Below are 22113 nucleotides of genomic sequence, written 5' to 3' on the forward strand. Positions count from 1 at the left end.
CCTACCGTCCGTGATGGAGACCGGCTCAGGACGGTGAGGGTGTCTCCTCGCCCAGCGGGTCCGCACTGACCGTCGGGAACGGATCCTCACCGGTCAGTGACGGGTCGGTGGTCGGCTGCGGCCTGGTCCGCTCGTCGTCGATCGCATTGCGCACCTTCACCGACACCAACGAGCCGGTGCACTCGGTCGCAGCGGCCGACGGGTCGCCGGACGGCACGACCGCCGGCTCGCCGTCCACCGGCGGCGGCACACAGGTCGGCTCGCGTACCCACAGGTCGAGGGTCAACTCGTCGCGACGCCAGCAGGTGTAGCTGCCCTTCGTCTCCTGCTCCGGGCAGCGGCTCACCTTCCACGGCTGCCACCCGTCCCGGCGCAGCGCGTCCTCGTAGACCTGCGCCGTCTCCTTGGGCGCTTTCTCCGAGGTCACGGTGCGCTCACGCAGCCGGCAGTCGAGCAGACACCAGCGGCTGCCGCTGACGTCGTCGACCGTCTTCGCGGCCGCCCAGCCGGGCACGCCGAGCTGGTCCAGGTTGTCGAAGACCGGGTCACGGCTCAGCGTCCGGATCCCGAAGAAGAGCGGCACCGCACCGAGCAGCACGACGCTGACCAGCACCAACACCGCCGCACGCAGGCGACGTCGTTCACGGGTCTGCCGGCGTTCCTCGGAACGGGCACCCGGTGCGGCGTCGTCGTCCGGCGCGTCCTGACCGGCCGAGCGCAGCGCTGGCCCGTCAGAGGGCTCCGGTTCCGGCCGGTCCACCGGACCGGCGGTGGCGGGCACCGCGGCGGCGGCGCGGGCCACGCCGACGGGCTCGCCGGCGCGTCCGGGCGGCGGCACGGGCGCGACACCGCTCGGCTCGGCACGGCCGGGCTCCCGATTCGGCGGCAGGGCGCGGCCGGCGGCGCGGTCGGCCGGCATGGGTCGCCCGGCCGGCGCAGCACCACGGGCCGGGCCGGACTCCCCGGTCCGGTCGTCGGCTGCCGGCTGCCCGCCGGGTGGGCGGACAGCGGCACGAGCCGCACCATCCGGACGGGCACGCGGCGGACCGTCCACACCCGGCGGCACTGCGGCACGAGCCGGACCATCCGGACGGGTCGCGTCCGGGGGTGCCACATCGCCACCCGGGCCGGGACGCGGTGGGCCGTCGGCGCCACGGCGCCCGGTGCCGGGTGCCGGCGCGTCGCCCGGAACAGGGCGGGCCCGCCCGGGTGGGACGGAGCGGGCAGCGCCCCGAGCAGCGGGACCGCCGCCGGGTCGAGCGCCGGCGTAGGGGTCGTCGCCACTGTCGCTCGCGGCCCCCTGTCGACCGGGGGCAGCCGTACCGTCAGGGCCGGCCTCGGCCGGTCCACGTCGTCGTCGGCCGGTCGGATCCGGGGCGGGCGGTGCGTCCGGGCCGGGCCCCGCCACGGCACGGCCGCGCCGAACAGTGGGGTCCGGAGTGAGAGGCACCGCCGCAGCGCCCCGCCCACGGGCGGGCCGCTCACCGGGCGGCGAGGGGTAGGTCAGAGCCTGCTCTCCGGTGGATCCCGACCCGTCGGGCCGGACGGCGCGACGACCGGCCGGTGCGTCCGCGCCGGGGTCGACCGGCGGGCCGGCGGGCCGGCGGGCGGCGGTGCGTTCCGCGGCCGGGTCGGGCACGGCGAGCCGACCGGACGCCTGGTCGGTGAGGTCTACCGGCCCGGTGGGCGGCGCCGGACGGCGTCCCCCGGCCGGCGGACTGCCGTCTCGGCGGTTGACCACCCGCAGGGCGGGGTCGGTGTGTGGCAGGCGGCCGGCCTGGCGCAGCCAGTCCGCTGGCCGCTCCGGGCGGTCCGGCCGGTCCGGGCGGGGTTCGCCGCCGGGCGGTGTTCGGCGTTCCGGTTCATCGGAGACGACCCGGCGGCGACCGGTGCCGTCGGCGGGGCCGGTGGTGGGCAGGGCGCCACTGTGCGCGCCGGTCGCCTCGGGCACCGACGACGCGTTCCCCGAGCGGGGCACGGGTGGCGCGTTACCCGAGCGGGGCACGACCGGCTCGTCGGGTTCCGCGGCGCGGCGACGCCCGCCGGCTGTCGGACGGGCACCCTCGGACGCGCGCGCGGCGGGTTCGGGTGCACCGGGGTCGGCCGGGCCCGGACGACGCCGGGCGGTACGCGGGTCACGGTCGATGGCGGGGTCGGGCCGCAGGCCGTCCGCTGTCGACGGCACGACGCCGGCCGGCGCGCCGTCGAAGCGGGCCGGCCCGGGGGCGGCGGGAGCTCCGGCGGACCGCGTCGGGTCGGGTGCCGAGCCGGCGGCGCGGCGACCGGCGGGCGTGCCGTCGGCGGGAGGACGGGCACGGCCGGGTTCGACCGGTTGCTCCGGGCCGGGTCGGCGGACCGGCGGACCGGCGTCCGGACGGCGCAGCGGCGGCATGGAGTCGGGTTGACCGCCGGGTGCGGCGGGGTCCTGATGACGGCCCGGCGGAACAACGGCGTCCGGACGACGGGCCGGCGAAGCGGCGGCGTCCGGGCGACGACCGGCCGGTGGGCCCGAGGTCGGTGGGCCCACGGGTGGGCCGGGAGGGGCGACCGCACCGCGCGGACGGGCCGGGCCGCCGGGCGCGTCGGGTGCCGGACGAGGCCCCGGCGGGCCGGCCGGGTCACCCCCGCCCGGGCGAGCGGAGGGCGGCGACTGTGGTGCGGCGCCGCGGGCGCCGGGCACCGGCTGAACACCGCGGCGTGGCGGCTGCCCGGCTACGGGGCCGGCCGCGGGCGGCCGGTTGTCCGGGCGACGGCCCACTGGCGGTGTCTCCCCGGGCCAGGGCCCGTCGACCGGGCGACGGGCGGCGGCACCGCCCGGTTCACTCTGACGCGGAGCCGGCGGCGCCGAGGGCTCCGGCGCACTGCCGCGCGCACCGGCCGGCTCTCCCGCCGTACGCGGGGCGGCGGGTTGTGCCGGAGGCCCGGCCGGGTCTGCCGGCGGCATACCCCCGCGGGGCCGGTTCGGCTCCGCCGGTGCGCCGTCCGGGCCCAGCTCGGTGCGTTGCTGCTTGGCCGAGCGCAGATCGTCGATCCAGCCGAACTCCTCGCCGGCGACCGGCTCCTCCGGCTCGGGCTCAGCCGCCCGGCCGCGACCCCAACGGCGGGTCTTGGCGCGGGGATCGCGCCGCTCGTCCGGGCCCTCGTCCGGGCGGTCCCCACCACGCGATCTCACTGTTGACCCTCTCCTGCGGCGTCGGTGCCGCTGTCCTGCATCGTGCCGGGGGCATCCGTGCCCGTCGTCGGACGGGCTGCCCCCGGGGATAGCGCTGGCGCGGTCTGCGCCGTTACGGACGGCTCGGATGTCGGCGTCTGCGGGCGCACGGCCGGAGCCGGCAGACCACGCACGATCCGGCGCAGCAGCGGCAACCTGGTGGCCACCGCCCGCTCCGCGCCGTGCGGGCTGGGCTGGTAGTAGTCGGTGCCCACCAGGTCGTCCGGGACGTACTGCTGGGTGACCACGCCGCGCTGGTCGTCGTGCGGGTAGCGGTAGCCGGTCCCGTGGCCCAACCCTCGGGCGCCGGCGTAGTGCGCGTCGCGCAGCCCTCGCGGCACCGGGCCACCGCGACCGGCCCGGACGTCGGCGATGGCGGCGCCGATGGCGGTGGTGGCCGAGTTCGACTTGGGCGCGGTGGCCAGGTGGATCACCGCCTGGGCGAGGTTGAGCTGCGCTTCGGGCAACCCGACGTACTCGACCGCGTGCGCGGCGGCGGTCGCCACGCTCAGCGCACCGGGGTCGGCCATGCCCACGTCCTCGCTGGCGAAGATGACCAGGCGACGGGCGATGAACCGGGCGTCCTCACCGGCGACCAGCATGCGGGCCAGCCAGTGCACCGCAGCGTCCACGTCCGAGCCGCGCATGCTCTTGATGAAGGCGCTGACCACGTCGTAGTGGGCGTCTCCGTCGCGGTCGTAGCGCACCGCCGCCACGTCGACGGCCTGCTCGGCGGTGGCGAGGTCGATCCGCCCGCCGCCGAGGGCCGTCGCGGAGGCGGCCGCCGCCTCCAGGGCGGTGAGTGCCTTACGGACGTCACCGGCGGCCAGCCGGACCAGGTGATCCTCGGCCTCGGTGGTCAGCACCAGCGCGCCGTCCAGACCACGCTTGTCGGCGACCGCGCGGCGCAGCAGGCCCCGCACCGCCTCGTCGTCCAACGGTTGCAGGGTGAGTAGCACGCACCGCGACAGCAGCGGTGAGATGACTGAGAAGTACGGGTTCTCGGTGGTCGCCGCCAGCAGGGTGACAGTGCGGTCCTCGACGGCGGCGAGCAGCGAATCCTGTTGGGTCTTGCTGAAGCGGTGCACCTCGTCGATGAAGAGCACGGTCTGCGGGCCACCGGAACGACGCTGGCGGCGAGCCGCCTCGATCACCGCCCGGACGTCCTTCACGCCGGCGGAGAGCGCCGACATGGCGACGAAGCGGCGGTCGGTGGCCCCGGCCACCAGGTGCGCGATCGTGGTCTTGCCGCTGCCCGGCGGGCCCCAGAGGATCACCGACATCGGAGCACCGCCGGAGACCAGTTGCCGCAGTGGTGCGCCGGGAGCGAGCAGGTGCTCCTGCCCGACCAGCTCGTCGAGGGTCACCGGGCGCATCCGGACGGGCAGGGGCGAATCGTCGGCCACCGCGGTGAAGCCGTCGACACCGGCGGGACCGTCGGGCGCGCTGCGCGACCCGGCGGGTTCACCGAGGGAGAAGAGGGCGTCGGACTCCATCACGAAGACAGTACCGGGCCGGGCCCACGACGCCGGAATCGCGCCGCAGGCCCGCCACCGGTGATCGGTTCCGGTCAGCCACGCCCGGGGCGACGGCCCCGGTACCAGCGGCCGCCGCCACCGCCGCGCGGGCCGCTGCCGACGCCGGCCAGGTAGAGCGAGAGCAGAAGCAGCCCGATGAGTACGAGGGTGTTCCAGTTGAACAGGTCCGGCGCTCCGAAGTCGGTGCCGAGCAGGTCGAGCAGCAGGGCAAAGCCAAAAACGATGGCCGCGAGAATGGCGAGCATGTCGGTCCTCCGGTGGGGGTTCCCAGTAGGTCGGCGCGTGATGTACCCAATCGGTCGACTCGCCAATCTCCACGCTGGAGGTGGCCACGCCGCGACGGCCCGACGGAGGCATTCGAACCCCGGCTCCTAGGCTGGGCCCCATGATCACCGACGACCAGGTGCTCCAGGACCGGAGCGCCGTCCTGGCCGCCGTCGGGCACCACCCGTTCGCCCGGCACGCCCTCGGACGGGCCGGGCCGGTGCGCGCGTACCAGCGTGATGGTGCCGTGCTGTGGGTGGTGCCGCCGGGACACGGGCCGGCCGGCTGCGCGATCGGCCCGGCCGAGCCGGCGCTGGAGATCTGTGTCGCGCTGGCCACCGACGGGATGTTCCAGTCCGGACAGCGCCCGCACCTGCACCTGCCTCGACACGATCGCGGTCTGCTGGTCGACCGGCTGGCGGTGACCGAACACAGCGACTGGGACTTCCACTGGACCGACACGGCGCCGCCGGCGCAGCCGGACGAACAGCCGGTGGTCCGCCTCACCGCCGCCGACCAGCCGGCGCTGGCGGCACTAGTCGAAGAGTCGTTCCCCACCAGCACCTCGCGGCCGGGCGACCCACGGGTGGTCGACTGGTACGGCATCTGGGCCGACAACCGGTTGGTGGCGTGCGGCGCGGACCGCAGCCAGGGGGACATCGGCTTCCTGGCCGGCCTGACCGTCGCCCCCGACCAGCGGGGCCGAGGGCTGGGCGCGTCCCTGACCGCCGGGATGACCCGGGCGCTGCTGGCACGTCACGACCTGGTCGGGCTCGGCGTCTACACACACAACGTCGGTGCGGCGCGGCTCTACCGTCGGCTCGGCTACACCTCCACCCTCCCGCTCAGCTCGATCCGCCTCGCCTGACCGGCCTGCCGTCCGGTCAGGCGAGGGGCGTTCGCTAACGGTCGGTGGCGGGCACCGGGACCGCGGTCGGCTCGACGGCCGAGGCGGCCCGACGGCCGGCCAGCCAGGCGGGCAGGTAGAGCGGGGCGGCGACGGCCAACACCACAGCGCCGACCACCATCGCGGTGCTGACGCTGGTGGCGGCCGCGAGCGCGGTGAGCACCACCCCGCCGAGCGCGCCGGCCGGTTGCCCCATCATCGAGTTCAGCGAGAGCACGCTGGTCCGGTACGGGCCGTCGACCTGCCGGTGCAGCAGCCCACTGTGCAACGGGTTGGACGCGCCGTGCACCGCGTAGCAGGCGAGGTAGGCCACCAGCACGCCGACCGGCCCGGCGAACAACCCCATCCCGACCACAGTCACGCCCTGCAGGACTCGGAGCAGCGCCGCACCCGGAGCGGCGCCGAACCAGCGCAGCAGCAGTGGGGTCAGTGCCGCGCCGGCAGCCGAGGCGAGCCAGGCGGCCGAGTTCGCAGGCCCGAGCAGCACCGCGGCGCGTTCCGGATCACCGATCACCTCGGCGAGTCGGACCGGCAGCAGCGACTCGAAGGTGACCATGCCGAAGCCCCAGAACAGCTCGACGGCCACCAACGCCAGGAGCACCCGGGAACGACGCAGCAGCCCGACGGCCTGGCCGATCATCCGGGGCGCCTGGACCACCGAGGCCCGCATCGCCGCGACCCCGGTGGCCGGCCGCTCCTCGACCAGCAGCACCACGAGCGCGACGAGCGCCGCCGTCTGCGCCACGATGGCGGCCAGCACGGGCACCGTGAGCGCGGTGACCGGCCCGATCGGGCCGAGCGCGATGAGACCACCGCTGAGCAGCGCGCCTCCGCCGATGGCGCCGCCGACGACGGTGCCGGCGTAGCCGAGGCCACGCTCGTACTCGGCCTGCGGGTCGGCGGCCAGGGTGGCGTCGACGTACCAGGACTCCAACGGGCCGCTGTCCAACGCCCGGTAGATGCCCTGCAGAGCCCAGACCACGAAGAACAGCACGAACGAGTCGGCCACGGCGAACAGCGCGAGGGAGACAAGGTTGAACACCCCGGCGGCGAGCAGCACCGGTCGACGACCGAGAGCGTCGGCGAACCCGCCGGTGGGCAACTCCAGCGCCAGCACCAGCAGGCCCTGAGCCGTGCCGACCAGGCCGATCTGCGGCAGCGACAGGCCGCGCTCCTGCATCAGCAGGATCATCACCGGGATCATCAGACCCGTGGGCAGCCAGCGCAGGCCGTAGAGCGTGAGGTAACGACGCCGAACCTGACGTACGGTCAACGCGCTCACCGGAGGCCCTCGCGCAACGGGTAGGCGGCCAGGAAGACCTGCACCGGGCGGGCGTCCGGGTCGGTGGGGGCGTCGGGCTGGGCCTCGCGGTGGTAGCGCTCCAGCACCTGCCACACCTCCGCCTTGAGCTCCTCCAGTCTCGCGGGCGGGATGGTCATGAAGATGTCGCCCATGCCGAAGCCGTCCCGCCAGGCGGGTGACCACTCGTGCTGGGTGGCGAACCAGCGGTCGGCGGTCTCGACGAGGAGACGCACCTGGTCGCCCTGGATCCACTCGATCGCGGCCCGGGCGTCGGGGTCGTCATCGAAGTCGCTCGGCTCCCAGTTGGTGACGTCGTGCGCCGCCTGCCACCACCGTTGCCGCCCGGTGCCTCGGTCGGGATCCTCGATGACGAGCCCGACCTCGGCGAGTTGACGCAGGTGGTAGCTGGTCGCGCCGGTGTTTGTGCCGAGCAGTTCGGCGAGGGTGGTGGCGGTGGCGGGCCCCTTCACACGCAGGGCGCCAACCAGCCGCATTCGTAGCGGATGCGCCAGGACCCGGACCTGCCGCTTGTCGATGCGGACCTCACGTAGCGCCGCCCGCTGAGCGTCTTCGTCGTTCGCCATGAACGCAGACTATCTCTGCACACTTTCTATGCACAACTATTCTGCACAGAAAGTGTGCCTGTCAGCCGGCGAGGAGTTCGCGTACCCCGCGCAGTCGCGTCCGCAGCAGGGAGGCGGCGCGCGCGGAGTCGAGGCGTACGTCCAAGGGGCGCACCAGACCGGTGGCCGCGCTGGTGGTGGTCCTCAACCCTGCCGCGTCCAAGCCGTACCGCTCGGCGACCAGCAGGCCCAGGTCGGCTCGGCTGACCGCGTCCGGGCCGGCCACGTTGAGCACACCGGCGTACGTCGAGGCGACCAGTTCCAGCACGGCGGCGGCCAGGTCGGCGACGTCGATCGGGCAGCGCAGTTCGTCGCTGAACAGGGTGGCCCGACCGGCGAGCGCGTCCCGGCAGAGCTGGATCTGCTTGCTGCCCTCCCCCACGATCAGGGAGGTCCGCACCAGCGCCGCGCCCGGGTCGATCGCCCGTACGGCGGTCTCGGCCGCCGCCTTCGCGGCACCGTACGCGTGCACCGGCGTGGGTGGTTCGTCGTCGGCGTACGGCACGGGTCGTCCGGCGTGCAGCGCGTCGCTGGACACGTGCACCAGCCGGGCACCCACCTCGGCGGCGGCGACCGCCACGTGCGCGGCCCCGTCGGCGGTGACCGCCCAGTCGCCGTACCGATACGGGGTCCCGACCACGGCGTCCGGCCGCACCTCGGCGACCAGTGCGCGCACGGCGGACCGGTCGGTCACGTCCAGCCGCCGTGCCGCGACCCCCGGCACCGCGATCTCACCGGAGTGGAACGTCCCGACAACGGAGAACCCGGCGCTCAGGCCCCGCCGACAGACCTCTCGCCCGAGTAACCCACTACCCCCGACAACAAGCACCCGCATCCCAGCCCACTCCCCCACCGCCGCCGCCGATCATGAGGTTAACGAGCGACACGCCGTGGCGCGGGCCCGTCAACCTCATGATCGACGGCGCGATAGGGGGTCAGACCGGGTCTGCCACCGGGGCTGCGGGGCCGGCCGTTCCGGTGTGGGCGGTTGCGGCGGGCTTGGGCTTGGCGTCGATGCCGGCCTCGGTGCGCTGCTGCGCGGTGATCGGGGTGGGCGCACTGGTCAGCGGGTCGAAGCCACCCCGGGTCTTCGGGAACGCGATGACCTCGCGGATGGAGTCGGCACCGGCGAGCAGCATGCAGACCCGGTCCCAGCCGAAGGCGATGCCGCCGTGCGGCGGGGCGCCGTACTTGAACGCCTCCAGCAGGAAGCCGAACTTGTCCTGCGCCTCCTCGGGGGTGATGCCGAGCAGGTCGAAGACCCGCTTCTGCACGTCACCCCGGTGGATACGGATCGACCCGCCGCCGATCTCGTTGCCGTTGCAGACGATGTCGTACGCGTACGCCAGGGCCCGGTCCGGAGCCTCCTCGAACCGGTCGACCCACTCCGAGTTCGGCGAGGTGAACGGGTGGTGCACGGCCGTCCAACCGCCCTCGTCCGTGCGCTCGAACATCGGCGCGTCGACCACCCAGCAGAATGCCCAGGCGCTCTCGTCGATCAGGCCGGACCGCTTGGCGATCTCGACGCGGGCCGCACCCAGCAGCTCCTGCGCCTCCCGGGTGGTGGCGCTCGCGGCGAAGAAGACCGCGTCACCCGGCTTCGCGCCGACCGCGTCGGCGAGCCCACCCAGGTGCTCGGCGGACAGGTTCTTCGCCACCGGACCACGTGCCTCGCCGGTCTCCGCGTCCAGCACCACGTACGCCAGGCCGCGCGCGCCACGCGCCTTCGCCCAGTCCTGCCAGCCGTCCAGCTCCTTGCGGCTCTGCGCTGCGCCGCCCGGCATCACCACCGCGCCGACGTACCCGCCCGCGTCGATGGCCCCTGCGAAGACCCGGAACTCGGTGCCGCGCAGGTACTCGGTCAGCTCGGTCAGCTCGACGCCGTAGCGCAGGTCCGGCTTGTCCGAGCCGTACCGTGCCATCGCGTCGTGCCAGGTGATCCGTGGGATCGGACGGCTGATCTCGTGCCCGGCCAGGTCCTTCCACAGCGCGGAGACGATCGCCTCACCAAGGTCGATCACGTCGTCCTCGGTCACGAACGACATCTCGATGTCGAGCTGGGTGAACTCCGGCTGCCGGTCGGCGCGGAAGTCCTCGTCGCGGTAGCAGCGGGCGATCTGGTAGTACCGCTCCATGCCGCCCACCATCAGCAGCTGCTTGAACAGCTGCGGCGACTGCGGCAACGCGTACCAACTGCCGGGCTGCAGGCGCACCGGCACCAGGAAGTCGCGGGCGCCCTCCGGCGTCGAGCGGGTCAGCGTCGGCGTCTCGATCTCCAGGAAGTCCCGCTCGTGCAGCACGCCCCGGGCCAGCTGGCTGGCGCGCGAGCGCAGCCGCAGCGCGTTCGCCGGGCCGCTGCGGCGCAGGTCCAGGTAGCGGTACCGGAGTCGGATGTCGTCGCCGGCCTCGATCTGGTCGTCCACCGGCAGCGGCAGCGGCGCCGCCTCGGAGAGCACCTCCAGCTCGACGACGGTCACCTCGACCTCGCCGGTGGGCAGCTCCGGGTTCTCGTTGCCGGCCGGGCGGCGGGTCACCTCACCGACGACCTTCACGCAGAACTCGTTGCGCAGCGCGTGCGCGTCTTCCTCGCGGAACACCACCTGGACAACACCGGAACCGTCGCGCAGGTCGACGAAGATGACCCCGCCGTGGTCGCGGCGACGGGCCACCCAGCCGGCGAGCGTCACCGTCGAGCCGGCGTCCGCGGCGCGCAGGCTTCCGGCATTGTGGGTACGGATCACGGCTGGCAACTCCTCATTCGCGGTGCGGTGTGCCTCCGCATTCTGTCAGGAGCGTCGGCAACGATCCGCGCCACCCGTCGACCCGGCCGATCAATCCGGGCGAATCAACGGGTGGCGCGGTCTGTCCGCAGACCTCAGTTCTCCGGGATGTTCCAGGCCGTGACCCGGATGACGGTCGTCCGGTCGTTGTTGATGGCGACGACCTCCAGCAGCACCATCCGCCATCTGTCCCGCAGTTCACGCGCCGCGGCGTAATTGGTCCTGATGCAGAGCCAGGAGCCCTTGCGAAGTGGCACCTCGGCCTCGGCGGCGATCGGGGCGGAGCGGATCGAGTTGTTGCACTCCGCTGGCTTCATCCCCGCCGTCGCGGCTTCACTGCCCTCCACCCCATTTGCCAGCTTGATGAAGGGAGCGCCCGGACAGCCAGCGTTGAGGGCCATCTCCGTGCTGTTCGATCCCACGTTGGCACGTGGTTCATCAAGGTCCACCTCCATCTCCTTGAAGCAGTCTGTCGGCTTCAAGGTGAGGCTCTGGTTCTCGTACTTGGGCTCGTACACGGTCTGCTCGCTGAGCTCCGGCGGTGTTCCCGGCGAACGCGGCGGTTCCTCCGGCGAGGCGGTCGTCTGCGCAGGATCGGCCGCTCCGGACGTGCTGGGAGGATCCGCGACAGGTCCGGTGCCGGTCGAGCCGACGGGTTGCCGGGCGGACGCGATGTCTCGCGCGGTCTGCGCCTGGTCCAGTGCACGCCAAGAGACGGCAGCCGAGCCGACGGCCACCAGCAGCGCCAGCACGGCGACGGCGACCACCACCAGGCCCAACGTGTTGCGGGGCGCGGTGGCGACCGGTGCACCCGATGGTCGGGGAAGCGTGGCCCCACTCGAGAAGGGCGCTGATTTTTCGCCACCGGGCGGTGGCGTTGGTGGCGGAGGAACCGGGGTGGGTTCGGGGGGTTCGGGACGCGGATCGGGTTGGCTCACCGCAAAACCTCCTGCATCGGCAGAAGTCAACGTCGGATGGGGGCAGGCTGTTCTCCAGTTCGGGATCGGCACATTATCAGGAACCCGCCATCGCCCGGGGCAGAGTATTCTTCGCCGACGCGAAGTGACCGGAACCCGTCAGACATCAGCGGTCCAATCTCTACGTCGGTGGCGGAAAGGTAGATGCCCGATATGCAGGATTCCAGCCAGGGAGCGACGCCAATACCGGCCCGGCGCGGGGCACAGGTGGCAATCGCCTTCACGGTGCTCGGGGTGCTCGTCGCGGCTGCCGCATTAGCGCGGGACGTCTTCGACTGGCGGGTGGGCCCGGGCGCGCTGACAGCCACCGCGTCGACGGCGGGTGCCGCGCCAGCCAACCCGTCGCCCGCCAGTCCCGCGTCGGGTGTCGCACCATCGGCCAGCGCCCCGCAGGCCGTTCGACTGGACACCCTGGCCGTCGAAGCTGGCGCGGTGAATCTCGGAAAGCTTCCCCGCCAACTGAACGGTCGATCCGAGTACGACCGCCCTATTGTCATCGGCTGCCCGACGAATTCTGGCGCGGACAAGCAACGTGAGGTCACCTTCAAGCTGCAGCGCCGCTATATCGATCTGACCTCGACCGTACGGCCGTTCTTCTCAGCTCCGGACGACCATGACGGCGTCGTCCTGGTCTATGCGCTGGTGGCGATTCGGCAGACGGACGGGACGATCACCCGGGTGACGCGGGGGCAGCAGTTCGACGCTCGAATGAACAGTCCGCAGGACCTCACGGCGGACATCGAGGGTGCCGACGAACTGACGTTGCGTGTCCAGTGCGAGTACCCGGGTGGGTCGGTCATCCTCACCGCCGCCACGGTCAGCGCGGGCTGACCGCTCCCGGCGAACCCGACTCAACCGGGCGTCTCGGCGGTTAACGTGGCGAAATGCGGCCCGTACCGAACTGGGCCGTCGCCACGGCGGCGGCGGCGCCCGTGCTGCTGGTGGCCGGTTGGACGGTGGCGGAGGCCCGACAGCCCGTCGGGTACGACCCGGTCCGGGACACCATCAGCGAGCTGGCAGGACAGGACGCCACCGACGCCTGGATCATGGTGGTGGCCCTGGTGCTGCTCGGCTGCTGTTACCTCTCGGTCGCCGCCGTCCTGCACGCGGCCGGGCTGCCCAGCCGCTTCCTGCTCGCGATCGGTGGGGTGGCCACCATCGCGCTCGTCGCCTTTCCCCGGCCGCCGGTCGGCGGTTCACTCAGCCACGGCGTCGCGGCGACGGTGGCCGTTCTCGCCCTGGTGCTCTGGCCGGCTGGTTCGGCACTGCGGCTGCCGCGCGGCAACGACACCGAGCACCCCACCCGACCGGAGCCGCCCTGGGCGTTCCGCCGGGCGGTCGGGCTGAGCGCCACGCTCGTGTTGCTCGCGCTCTTCGGCTGGTGCGCGTTCGAGGTGACCAGTGGCTCCCGCACGGGGTTGGCCGAGCGGGTGACGGCGGTGGCGATCTCCCTCTGGCCGCTGCTGGCGGTTCTCTCCGCCCGGCGGGCGCACCTCGCCTGGTCGACCGGCGGCACCGTACGCGTCGGCCCGGACCTGCCGACCATCGGCGTCGTACCCCCGGATCCCCTCGGACCACCGAGCGGGCCTGCTTCCGGGCGCCCCGACCGGCTGCCGTGAGTCGGCGGCCCGTCTGATCTTTCCGTCGCCCGCGCCTGTTCGAGCGTCCGCACGGGCAACCGGTCAGCCCGAGCATGCGGCCCGGAAACAGCGCCGGTCTCGCATCGTTACGATCGCCCGATGTCCACCGTTCCCCGTTGGGCCCTGCTGTCAGCCGGCGGCGCACCACTGTTCCTTGTCGGCGGCTGGACTCTGGCGCAGGCCGCCCAGCCCGACGGATTCGACCCGGTGCGGCAGACCATCAGCGCGCTCGCCGCCACGGGTGCGGACCATCGCTGGATCATGACGGTCGGGCTGGTCGGGCTGGGCCTCTGCCACCTGACGACCGCGCTCGGCCTGGTCAGCGCCGCACCGGCGGGCCGAGCGCTACTCGCATTGGGCGGGCTGGCGACCCTGGTCGTGGGCGCGTTCCCGCAGCACCCGACCGGTGACTCGACGACCCACGCCGTGGCCGCCGGTGTGGCGTTCGGGGCGTTGGCCGTCTGGCCGGCCCTGGCGGTGCCGCGTCGCGCGAGGCCGTCCCTCGACCGGGAGCACCGCGACGCTCCGGCTTTCGTACGCCGGCTGGCGCTCGCGGCGGCGGCGGTCCTCCTCGCGCTGGTGGGCTGGTTCGCCGCCGAGCTCTTCACCGACGGAGCATGGATCGGGCTGACCGAGCGGCTGGCGGCGGCCGCCGAGGCGGGCGTACCGCTGGCCGCCGTGCTGGTCTCCCGGCGTCGATCGGGACGGTCCGGACCCGGCTGAGCGTCGTCGTGTTCGGTGGCTGTCAACGCGACGCGGGCCGCCGGAGAGTTCCGGCGGCCCGCGAGCGGTGCGTGGATCAGAAGACGCTGACGCCGTAGCGGCTGAGCGCCTCGGTGACCGGCTGGAAGTAGGTCGTGCCACCGGTGCGGCAGTTGCCGCTACCACCGGAGGTCATACCCAGGGCGGTGGTGTTGGCGAACAGCGAGCCGCCGCTGTCGCCCGGCTCGGCGCAGACGTTGGTGCGGATCAGGCCGGAAACCGAACCCTCGGCGTAGTTCACCGTGGCGTTGGTGGCGTTCACCGTGCCGCTGCGCAGGCCGGTGGTGCTGCCGGAGCGCTGCACCGACTGACCGACGGAGGCGTTGCCGGAGCCGGTGATGTCGCGGAAGCTGCCGTTGTAGAGGGAGACGTTGCCGGCGGCGTTGGCCGAGTTGCTGTGCCGCACGATGCCGTAGTCGTTGCCCGGGAAGCTGGTGCCGGTACGGGTGCCGATCAGCGAGGTCTGGCCGGAGTTCGAGTACCAGCTGGCCGAGATGTTGGTGCAGTGCCCAGCCGTCACGAAGTAGTAGGTGCTGCCACTGCGCACGTTGAAGCCGAGCGAGCAGCGCCCGCCCCCGCCGGCGTAGATGGCCTGGCCGCCGGAGATCCGGGTGCTCAGCACGCCCGCCTCGGCCTCGACCCGGACCGCGCCGTTGGCCCGCGCGGCGGCGGCCTTGACCCGCTCCAGCTTGGCTCCGGTGACGGTGCTGTCGACGGAGACGACGACCTGGTTGGTGACCGGGTCACTCCACCAGGCGGTGCCTGGGATCTTGGCGGAGCGCTCCAGCTCGGCGGTGGCCCGGTTGAGCTCGGCGGCACCGCGGGTGACGTAGCGGACGACGGCGCCGGCCTTGCTCGCCTTACTGGCGGCGGCCGCGTCGGTCACCGTGACGACGGATTTGCCGCTGGCGTCGATGTACGAGCCGGCGGAGCGGTCGCCGAGTGCCGCGGAGATCGCGGCGGCGGCGTCGGGGGACGCGGCAGGAGCGGCCTGGGCGGGCGCGCCGATGAGCGAGCCGACGACCAGGGTTCCGGAAACGGCGACTGTGGCCGCAACGCGGAATGAGGACCTCGTGGGTCGCATGTAACAAACCTCCTGGGCGGGGGAGCGGGTCTGCCGGGGGCGACTGACCCGAGGGCAACGCGGCCGATCTGGGGAAATCGGCCGGCTGAGACTGAAGTATTCACATACTTAAGATCATTAACAAGGCTTGGATTCGCCCGAATTCGTCGACCTCGGCCGGTCGCACGGCCGCAACACCCCCGACACGCTGGCGAACAGCCACCGTCACACCCAATCGACGACCGCCGCACTTTCAGCGCGTACGGTCATCGATGTCTTCTCCGAGTCGCCGCTCAGCGCGGGGCGCGGCGGGCGTCGGGTCAGGGGGTACGGCGTCGGGCGCCGGGGCCCGGGCTGGGTACCACGTCACGTGGCTGACCCACGTCGTGACCGTCGGAGCAGCGCAGTTCGGCGCGCACCTCGGCGCCGCAGTCGCGGTGCGTGACGCGCAGCGGTGGGCCCTCCGCGTCGGCGAGGTACCGGTCGCCCCAGGCGAGGACGGCGACCAGCACCGGCCACAGGTCCAGGCCCTTGTCCGTGAGCCGGTACTCGTGGCGCAGCCGACTGCCGGGCTCCCGGTACGGCTCGCGACTGAGCACGCCCTGCTCCACCAGGGTGGCGAGCCGGTTGGTCAGCACCTGGCGCGGAATGCCGGTGCGTACCCGCATGTCGTCGAAGCGGCGTACGCCGGTGAACACCTCACGGAGGACCACCAGCGTCCAGCGCTCACCGAGGACCTCCATCGCGCGGGCGATGGTGCAGTTCTCCACTGACCAGTCCAGAGCCGCGGGTCGCATCCGACCAGGCTAGATCTCGTTGACAGACTCAGCAACCGGCTGCCAGGCTGCGTCCATGACGCAGACGCAGGAACCAGCGCGCAGCCGTACCTTCACGTGGGCGGACCCGGCGACCAACGCCGCCCAGGTCGGTCGGCGAAGCGGCCTCGACATGCTCCGGGCGATGATCGCCGGCGAGCTGGCCGCGCCGCCGGTGATGCACCTTCTCGACATGGCCAGGATGGAAGCCGACGAGGGCCGGGTCGTCGTCGAGCTGACTCCACAGGAGTTCCACTACAACCCGCTCGGCAGCGTCCACGGTGGCGTGCTCTCGACCCTGCTGGACACCGCTGCGGCGTGCGCCGTGCACACCACCCTGCCCGCCGGGGTGGGCTACACCTCGCTGGACCTCAACGTGAAGTTCCTCCGCCCGGTCACCGTCGACAGCGGCACCCTGCGCTGCGAAGGCACCGTGCTGCAACGCGGCCGCCGTACGGCCCTGGCCGAGGCGCGCATCACCGACGCCACCGACCGCCTGGTAGCCCACGCCACCAGTACCTGCCTCCTCCTACCCCTCCCCTGACCCCACCCCTTCCCATTCCTTTGGGTTGATCATGAAGTTATTGCCCCGACACGCCGTCGCGAGTGGCAATAACTTCATGATCAACCAGGGCTGGTGGGGTGGGGGTGGGGTGGGACGGGGTGGGGTTTAGCGGAGGGCTAGGCGGGCGGCTCGGGCGTCGCGCTTCTCCTCGAAGCGGCTCGCGGCGCGGTCCAGGTTCTCCAGCTGGGCGGCGAGCTGCTCGCGGGCGGCCTCACCGTCGGCGTTGAGGCCGGTCACGTTGAAGACATCCCACTGACGCAGGACCGGCTGCAGCACCTCGTCGCGGTGCTGGCGCAGGTCGTAGATGCCGGCCAGAGCGATCGCCACCGACTTGCGGGCGAACCCGTCGATGCCGCTGCCCGGCATCTGGAAGTCGGCCACCACGTCGGCGACGGCCCGCATGGCCTGGCTCGGGGCCAGCTCGAACGCGGCAGCGAGCAGGTTGCGGTAGAAGACCATGTGCAGGTTCTCGTCGGCGGCCACCCGGGCCAGCAGCGCCTCGCAGGTGGGGTCGCCGGTGGCCTTGCCGGTGTTGCGGTGCGAGATCCGGGTGGCCAGCTCCTGGAACGAGACGTACGCCAGCGAGTGCAGCACCTCGTCGCCGTGGGCGTTGGTGTAGCCCTCCGACATGTGCGTCATCCGGGCCCGCTCCAACGCCACCGGGTCGACCGCCCGGCTGACGGTCAGGTAGTCGCGGATCGCGACGCCGTGCCGGCCCTCCTCGGCGGTCCACCGGTGCACCCAGGTGCCCCACGCGCCGTCGCGACCGAACAGGGTGGCGATCTCGTGGTGGTACGAGGGCAGGTTGTCCTCGGTCAGCAGGTTCACGATCAGCGCGGTGCGGGCCACGTCCGGGATGGTGGAGTCGGTCGGTGACCACGCCTCGCCGCCGAGTGGCCCGTCGAAGGTCCGCCCTTCGCTCCACGGCACGTACTCGTGCGGGAACCACTCCTTGGCGAGCGAGAGGTGGCGGTCCAGGTTGCGGGCGACAACCGGCTCCAACTCGACGAGCAGCGCGGTCTGGCTCACTGTGGTGCTGACGGTCACGAGAAACTCCCTACGGTGGCGTAACTTACGCTACCGTAGGTCCCCGCGGCCGTCAGCGCCAGTGGGGGCACTCAACCGATAGTGGGTTTGAGGTCTCCCGGGGGTGGCGTCCACTCCCCCGCACCGGCCGTGACCTGCTCACCGGAGCGGATGTCCTTCACCTCGTCCGGCGCTCCCTCGGCACCGGGGAACCACACGTACGGGATACCGCGCCGCTCGGCGTAACGGATCTGCTTGCCGAACTTCGCCGCGCTCGGCGACACCTCGGTCGGCACCCCACGCCGCCGCAGCGCCTCGGCCACCCGGTTGCTGGCCGTACGGTGCTCCTCGCTGGTCACCGCGACGAGCACGGCGGTCGGCACCTCCCGCGAGACCGACAGCTCCCCCGCGCCGAAGAGCAGACCGAGCAGCCGGGTCACACCGATCGAGATCCCCACCCCGGGGTACGAGACAGCGCCGGCGCTGGCCAGGTTGTCGTACCGGCCGCCGGAGCAGATGGAGCCGAAGCGCTCGTAGCCGCGCAGCTGGGTCTCGTAGACGGTGCCCGTGTAGTAATCCAGCCCACGGGCGATGCGCAGGTCCGCCACGCAGAGGCCGGGCGAGTGCTCGGCGGCGGTGTCCACCACCCGGACCAGCTCCTCGATGCCCTCGTCGAGCAGCGGGTCGTTCACCCCGAGCGCCCGGACGGCGTCGGCGAACGAGGCGTCCGGGGCGGAGATCTCGGCCAGCGCCAGGCACGCCTTGGCCTGCGCCTCGCTCGCCCCGGCGGTCTGGGCCAGCAGCTCGGCCACCTTCGCCGGGCCGATCTTGTCGAGCTTGTCCACGGCCCGCAGCGCCGCCTCCGGGTCGGTCAGCCCGATGCCCCGGTAGAAACCCTCGCAGATTTTGCGGTTGTTGGCCTGGATCGTCACCGGTGGGATCGGCAACGAGCGCAACGCGTCCCCGATGACCAGCGGCATCTCCGCCTCGTGGTGCGCGGCCAGGGTGTCCCGGTCGACGATGTCGATGTCGGCCTGGACGAACTCCCGGTAACGGCCCTCCTGCGGCCGCTCGCCCCGCCACACCTTCTGGATCTGGTAGCGGCGGAACGGGAAGCTCAGCTTGCCGGCGTTCTCCAACACGTACCGGGCGAACGGCACGGTCAGGTCGAAGTGCAGGCCGAGCTGGTCGTCACCACCGGCACCCTCGGCGTCGGCGTGCAGCCGCCGGATCACGTAGACCTCCTTGGAGGTCTCGCCCTTGCGCAGCAGCTGGTCCAGCGGCTCCACGGCGCGGGTCTCCAGCGGCGCGAAGCCGTACAGCTCGAAGGTGGCCCGGATCCTGTCGAGCACGAACTGCTCGATCATCCGCTGTCCGGGAGTCCACTCCGGGAAGCCGGAGATGGGCGTGGGCTTGCTCATCGGCGTACTCCTTGCGGTTCCGCGCCGGTGGCGCGGTGGTGTCGTGGGTCCGCGCGCGGCGCGGACGGAAGATCTAGAGGCCCCGGGTGGGAGCGGCCGGCGACGTGCCAGCCACCTCGATGAGGTACGGGTTGCTGGCGCGCTCGCGGCCGATGGTGGTGCTGGGGCCGTGGCCGGGCAGCACGACGGTGTCGTCGGCCAGCGGGAGGATCTTGTCGCGCAGGCTGGTGAGCATGGCCGGCATGCTCCCGCCCGGCAGGTCGGTGCGGCCGATCGACCCGGCGAAGAGGACGTCACCGGAGAGGCACAGCTCGTCAGCCTCCCAGCCCGACCCGGCGCCCGGCAGCCGGAACAGCACCGACCCGCCGGTATGGCCCGGGGCATGGTCGACGGCGATCTCCAGGCCGGCGAGTGTGAGGGTGGCGCCGTCGGTCAGCTCCGCCACGTCCTCCGGCTCGGTGTAGCTCAGCCGGCCGCCGAAGAGCGACGTCAGGTCGGTCGAGAGGCCCTTCGACGGGTCGGCCAGCATCTCCCGGTCACCGGGGTGCACGTACGCCGTGATGCCGCGCGCGCCGCAGACCGGAGCGACCGAGAAGGTGTGGTCGAGGTGGCCGTGGGTGAGCAGCACGGCGGCCGGATGCAGGCGGTGCTCGGCGAGCAGCGCGTCGAGCTGGTCGAGCACCCCGATGCCCGGGTCGACCACCACGCACTGCTCCCCCGGCGCGGTGGCAACCACGTAGCAGTTGGTGCCGAAGGCGTCCGCGGGAAAGCCGGCCACGAGCACAGGCGCTGTCCTTTCCGTCGAGCAGCTGTCGTCCTGCACAGCAGCCTATCGGGCGGGCCGAGCGAGTTTGCCGCGTCCGTCCCACACGTCCCGCCAGGCACAGTGACAACCTCCGATAAGCGCTGCTCGGGATGGGGTGGACCTCGTACACCACATTCCCAGTCACTAGCCGTACACTCTGGCGGGCGTGTGGCGCGGCACACGTGACGCCCGGACGGGCCGGGGCGACCGGCCGCCGGCGACGACCAGGCAGAGGAAAGGGGAGCACCGGTGGCTTCCAGCAGGGACCGGCAGCGCAAAATGGCGCGGGCCAAGCTCGACCGGCAGATGGCTCGCCGGGCCGCGTCCACGCGGCGCCGACGGCAGATCCAGGCCGGAGTTGGCGCCGCTCTGATCCTCGTGCTGGTCGTGGCCGGCTCAGCCTGGGCGCTCGGGGCCTTCGACTCCGACCCGAAGCAGAACACGGCCGCACAGGACACCTGCCTCTGGACGCCGCAGGACGCGACGGCCAACACCAACCTCAAGGACGTCGGCACGCCGGCCACCAAGGATCTGCCCACCGACGGCACCCGGGCGATGACCGTGACCACCAACCAGGGCGCGCCGATCACCGCGGAACTGAACCTGACCAACTCTCCGTGCGCGGCGGCGAGCATCGCCCACCTGGCGAGCCGGTCGTTCTACGACAACACCAAGTGCCACGAGATCACCGCCGAGGGCGCGCTGCGCTGCGGCGACCCCAGCGGCACGGGTCTCGGTGGGCCGACCTACTCGTTCTACGACGAAGAGGTGCCGACCGTGCCGTCGGCGTCGCCGTCGGCCAGTCCGGCCCCCGGCCAGCCGCCGACGTACCCGAAGGGCACGGTGACGATGGTCTCCAACCCGCCGGGCAGCAACGGCAGCCAGTTCCTGATCTTCTTCAAGGACTTCACCACCGCCGACCCGAAGTACCCGGTCATCGGCCGGGTGACCGGCGGGCTTGACGTGGTGGAGAAGATCGGCGCCCTCCCGACCGTGGACAATGGGACCGGGGCGAAGGTCAAGCCCAGCACCGATGTGACGATCCAGAGCCTCACGGTCGGTGAGCCGGTCACCGGTGCGGCACCGGCTCCGTCGGCCTCCGGCACCCCGGCCAGCAGCCCGAGCGCCGGCTGACCGGGCGCCACCAACCACCCAAGCGGCACCCAGCAGCAGACAGCCAGGAGGATCCAGGCGTGACGTCCACCAGAGAGCGGCAGCGCGCGGCGGCACGCGCCCGGCTCGAGAAGGAGATGGCCGAGCGCGCGGCCAAGGCCCGCAAGCGCCGGCAGACGACGGCGATCGTCAGCGCGGCTGCCGCGCTGGTGCTCGTGGTCGCCGGCACCGTCTGGCTGGCGGTGAGCCTCGGCGGCGACGACGACAAGAGCGACACCGCCGCGCCGGCGGCCGGTGCGGCCGAGTGCGCGTACAACGCGCTGCCCACCGACCAGCGGCCCCCGCAGATCAAGGACGTGGGGGTGCCGAGCAACGAGCAGTCCGCCACGGGCGTGCAGACCATGACGATCGACACCAACCTCGGCCCGATCACGGCCAAGGTCGACCGGTCGCTGGTGCCGTGCACGGCGGGCAGCTTCACCTACCTCGCGGAGAAGAACTTCTTCGACAACACCAAGTGCCACCGCCTCGTGAGCGAGGGCATCAAGGTGTTGCAGTGCGGTGACCCCAGCGCCACCGGCAACGGCTGGCGGGACACCGACGGCCAGGGCGGCCCGAGCTACCGCATGGCCGAGGAGAACCTGCCCACCGACAAGCGCCCGCCGTACCCGGAGGGCGTCATCGCGATGGCCAAGTCGCAGGATCCGGGGAGCACCGGCAGCCAGTTCTTCATCGTCTACGGCGACTCGCCGCTGGACCCGGCGTACACCGTGCTGGGCACCATCACCGGCGGCATGGACCTGGTCAAGGACGTGGCCAAGGCCGGTGACGACGGGGCGTTCGCCCAGCAGGCCGGCGGCGGCCACCCGAAGAAGGAGGTCATCATCAAGGACCTCACGATGAGCAACCCGCAGGGCTGACCCCACGCGCACGACGAAGCGCCCGCCGGCTGAGCCGGCGGGCGCTGTCGTGTTCCCAGGGTACGAAGTACTGGCGCTCAGGCCCCGGAGGTGACCCGGTAGGCGTCGAAGACGCCGTCGACCTTGCGAACCGTGGCCAGCAGGTGGCCCAGGTGCTTCGGGTCGGCCATCTCGAAGCTGAACCGGCTCACCGCCACCCGGTCACGGGTGGTGGTGACGGTCGCGGAGAGGATGTTGACCCGTTCGTCGGAGAGCACCCTGGTGACGTCGGCCAGCAGCTTGTGCCGGTCCAGGGCCTCGACCTGGATGGCGACCAGGAACGTCGACGCGGAGGTGAGCTTCCAACTCACCTCGACGACCCGCTCGCTCTGCGCGCGCAG

The 22113-nt window shown here is 72.6% G+C and carries 21 protein-coding genes; 7 read left to right on the forward strand and 14 right to left on the reverse strand.

Annotated elements, in window-relative coordinates:
- Nucleotides 1–25 precede the first annotated feature (25 nt).
- From ABZU43_RS26780 to ABZU43_RS26790, 3 genes are all read right to left on the reverse strand, one after another.
- Nucleotides 26–721: a hypothetical protein gene (locus ABZU43_RS26780; protein WP_355009241.1), complete on the reverse strand. Its 696-nt coding sequence runs from the start codon at nucleotides 719–721 to the stop codon at nucleotides 26–28.
- A 2447-nt stretch (nucleotides 722–3168) separates the two neighbouring features.
- On the reverse strand, nucleotides 3169–4707 hold the full coding sequence (locus tag ABZU43_RS26785; protein WP_355009221.1) for a replication-associated recombination protein A: 1539 nt from the start codon (nucleotides 4705–4707) through the stop codon (nucleotides 3169–3171).
- A 74-nt stretch (nucleotides 4708–4781) separates the two neighbouring features.
- The gene (locus ABZU43_RS26790; protein ID WP_124855015.1) at nucleotides 4782–4994 is read right to left on the reverse strand and encodes a hypothetical protein; all 213 of its coding nucleotides are present in this window, start codon (nucleotides 4992–4994) and stop codon (nucleotides 4782–4784) included.
- A gap of 140 nt (nucleotides 4995–5134) precedes the next feature.
- On the opposite strand from ABZU43_RS26790, the gene ABZU43_RS26795 reads away from it, so the two are divergent.
- Nucleotides 5135–5881 carry a GNAT family N-acetyltransferase gene (locus ABZU43_RS26795; protein ID WP_355009222.1) on the forward strand — a complete coding sequence of 249 codons (747 nt, stop codon included), beginning with the start codon at nucleotides 5135–5137 and terminating at the stop codon, nucleotides 5879–5881.
- Nucleotides 5882–5915: 34 nt separating this feature from the next.
- Here ABZU43_RS26795 and ABZU43_RS26800 read toward each other — a convergent pair whose 3' ends face one another.
- From ABZU43_RS26800 to ABZU43_RS26820, 5 genes are all read right to left on the reverse strand, one after another.
- Entirely contained in the window at nucleotides 5916–7202 is a 1287-nt protein-coding gene (locus tag ABZU43_RS26800) for an MFS transporter (RefSeq protein ID WP_355009223.1), read from the reverse strand.
- Entirely contained in the window at nucleotides 7199–7807 is a 609-nt protein-coding gene (locus tag ABZU43_RS26805; protein ID WP_355009224.1) for a helix-turn-helix domain-containing protein, read from the reverse strand. The genes ABZU43_RS26800 and ABZU43_RS26805 overlap by 4 nt, the downstream gene beginning before the upstream one ends.
- A gap of 61 nt (nucleotides 7808–7868) precedes the next feature.
- The gene (locus ABZU43_RS26810) at nucleotides 7869–8681 is read right to left on the reverse strand and encodes a sugar nucleotide-binding protein (protein ID WP_355009225.1); all 813 of its coding nucleotides are present in this window, start codon (nucleotides 8679–8681) and stop codon (nucleotides 7869–7871) included.
- Nucleotides 8682–8781: 100 nt separating this feature from the next.
- Entirely contained in the window at nucleotides 8782–10587 is a 1806-nt protein-coding gene (gene aspS, locus ABZU43_RS26815) for an aspartate--tRNA ligase (RefSeq protein WP_355009226.1), read from the reverse strand.
- A 134-nt stretch (nucleotides 10588–10721) separates the two neighbouring features.
- Nucleotides 10722–11396, reverse strand: coding sequence for a hypothetical protein (locus tag ABZU43_RS26820; protein WP_355009227.1), 675 nt, complete (start codon nucleotides 11394–11396; stop codon nucleotides 10722–10724).
- 414 nt (nucleotides 11397–11810) lie between these two features.
- On the opposite strand from ABZU43_RS26820, the gene ABZU43_RS26825 reads away from it, so the two are divergent.
- The 3 genes from ABZU43_RS26825 to ABZU43_RS26835 all read left to right on the forward strand — a co-directional run bounded on the left by ABZU43_RS26825 (nucleotide 11811) and on the right by ABZU43_RS26835 (nucleotide 13966).
- Nucleotides 11811–12434 carry a hypothetical protein gene (locus ABZU43_RS26825; RefSeq protein ID WP_355009228.1) on the forward strand — a complete coding sequence of 208 codons (624 nt, stop codon included), beginning with the start codon at nucleotides 11811–11813 and terminating at the stop codon, nucleotides 12432–12434.
- Between the two features lie 53 nt (nucleotides 12435–12487).
- Nucleotides 12488–13222, forward strand: coding sequence for a DUF998 domain-containing protein (locus ABZU43_RS26830; RefSeq protein WP_355009229.1), 735 nt, complete (start codon nucleotides 12488–12490; stop codon nucleotides 13220–13222).
- A 120-nt stretch (nucleotides 13223–13342) separates the two neighbouring features.
- The gene (locus tag ABZU43_RS26835) at nucleotides 13343–13966 is read left to right on the forward strand and encodes a DUF998 domain-containing protein (protein WP_355009230.1); all 624 of its coding nucleotides are present in this window, start codon (nucleotides 13343–13345) and stop codon (nucleotides 13964–13966) included.
- 76 nt (nucleotides 13967–14042) lie between these two features.
- On the opposite strand, the gene ABZU43_RS26840 is transcribed toward ABZU43_RS26835, so the two are convergent.
- Nucleotides 14043–15089: a S1 family peptidase gene (locus ABZU43_RS26840; RefSeq protein ID WP_355009231.1), complete on the reverse strand. Its 1047-nt coding sequence runs from the start codon at nucleotides 15087–15089 to the stop codon at nucleotides 14043–14045.
- A gap of 299 nt (nucleotides 15090–15388) precedes the next feature.
- Nucleotides 15389–15865 (reverse strand): helix-turn-helix domain-containing protein, encoded by a 477-nt coding sequence (locus ABZU43_RS26845; protein WP_355009232.1) that lies wholly within the window; start codon nucleotides 15863–15865, stop codon nucleotides 15389–15391.
- A 55-nt stretch (nucleotides 15866–15920) separates the two neighbouring features.
- On the opposite strand from ABZU43_RS26845, the gene ABZU43_RS26850 reads away from it, so the two are divergent.
- On the forward strand, nucleotides 15921–16427 hold the full coding sequence (locus ABZU43_RS26850) for a PaaI family thioesterase (protein WP_355009233.1): 507 nt from the start codon (nucleotides 15921–15923) through the stop codon (nucleotides 16425–16427).
- 126 nt (nucleotides 16428–16553) lie between these two features.
- Here ABZU43_RS26850 and ABZU43_RS26855 read toward each other — a convergent pair whose 3' ends face one another.
- The 3 genes from ABZU43_RS26855 to ABZU43_RS26865 all read right to left on the reverse strand — a co-directional run bounded on the left by ABZU43_RS26855 (nucleotide 16554) and on the right by ABZU43_RS26865 (nucleotide 19679).
- A complete protein-coding gene (locus ABZU43_RS26855) occupies nucleotides 16554–17495 on the reverse strand; it encodes an acyl-ACP desaturase (protein ID WP_181518646.1) in 942 nt (313 codons plus the stop codon).
- Between the two features lie 71 nt (nucleotides 17496–17566).
- Nucleotides 17567–18895, reverse strand: coding sequence for a histidine--tRNA ligase (gene hisS / locus ABZU43_RS26860; RefSeq protein ID WP_355009234.1), 1329 nt, complete (start codon nucleotides 18893–18895; stop codon nucleotides 17567–17569).
- A gap of 73 nt (nucleotides 18896–18968) precedes the next feature.
- A complete protein-coding gene (locus tag ABZU43_RS26865; protein ID WP_238659786.1) occupies nucleotides 18969–19679 on the reverse strand; it encodes an MBL fold metallo-hydrolase in 711 nt (236 codons plus the stop codon).
- Between the two features lie 270 nt (nucleotides 19680–19949).
- On the opposite strand from ABZU43_RS26865, the gene ABZU43_RS26870 reads away from it, so the two are divergent.
- Together ABZU43_RS26870 and ABZU43_RS26875 are read left to right on the forward strand one after the other, a co-directional pair.
- The gene (locus ABZU43_RS26870; protein WP_355009235.1) at nucleotides 19950–20834 is read left to right on the forward strand and encodes a peptidylprolyl isomerase; all 885 of its coding nucleotides are present in this window, start codon (nucleotides 19950–19952) and stop codon (nucleotides 20832–20834) included.
- A 59-nt stretch (nucleotides 20835–20893) separates the two neighbouring features.
- Nucleotides 20894–21733, forward strand: a complete 840-nt coding sequence (locus ABZU43_RS26875; protein WP_355009236.1) for a peptidylprolyl isomerase — start codon at nucleotides 20894–20896, stop codon at nucleotides 21731–21733.
- A gap of 77 nt (nucleotides 21734–21810) precedes the next feature.
- Here the strand turns inward: ABZU43_RS26875 and ABZU43_RS26880 are convergent.
- Nucleotides 21811–22113: ACT domain-containing protein (locus tag ABZU43_RS26880; RefSeq protein ID WP_355009237.1), on the reverse strand; the 303-nt coding region annotated here is incomplete at its 5' end.

It is taken from the genome of Micromonospora sp. NPDC005205 (assembly GCF_040608275.1).
Classification (GTDB): Bacteria; Actinomycetota; Actinomycetes; order Mycobacteriales; family Micromonosporaceae; genus Micromonospora.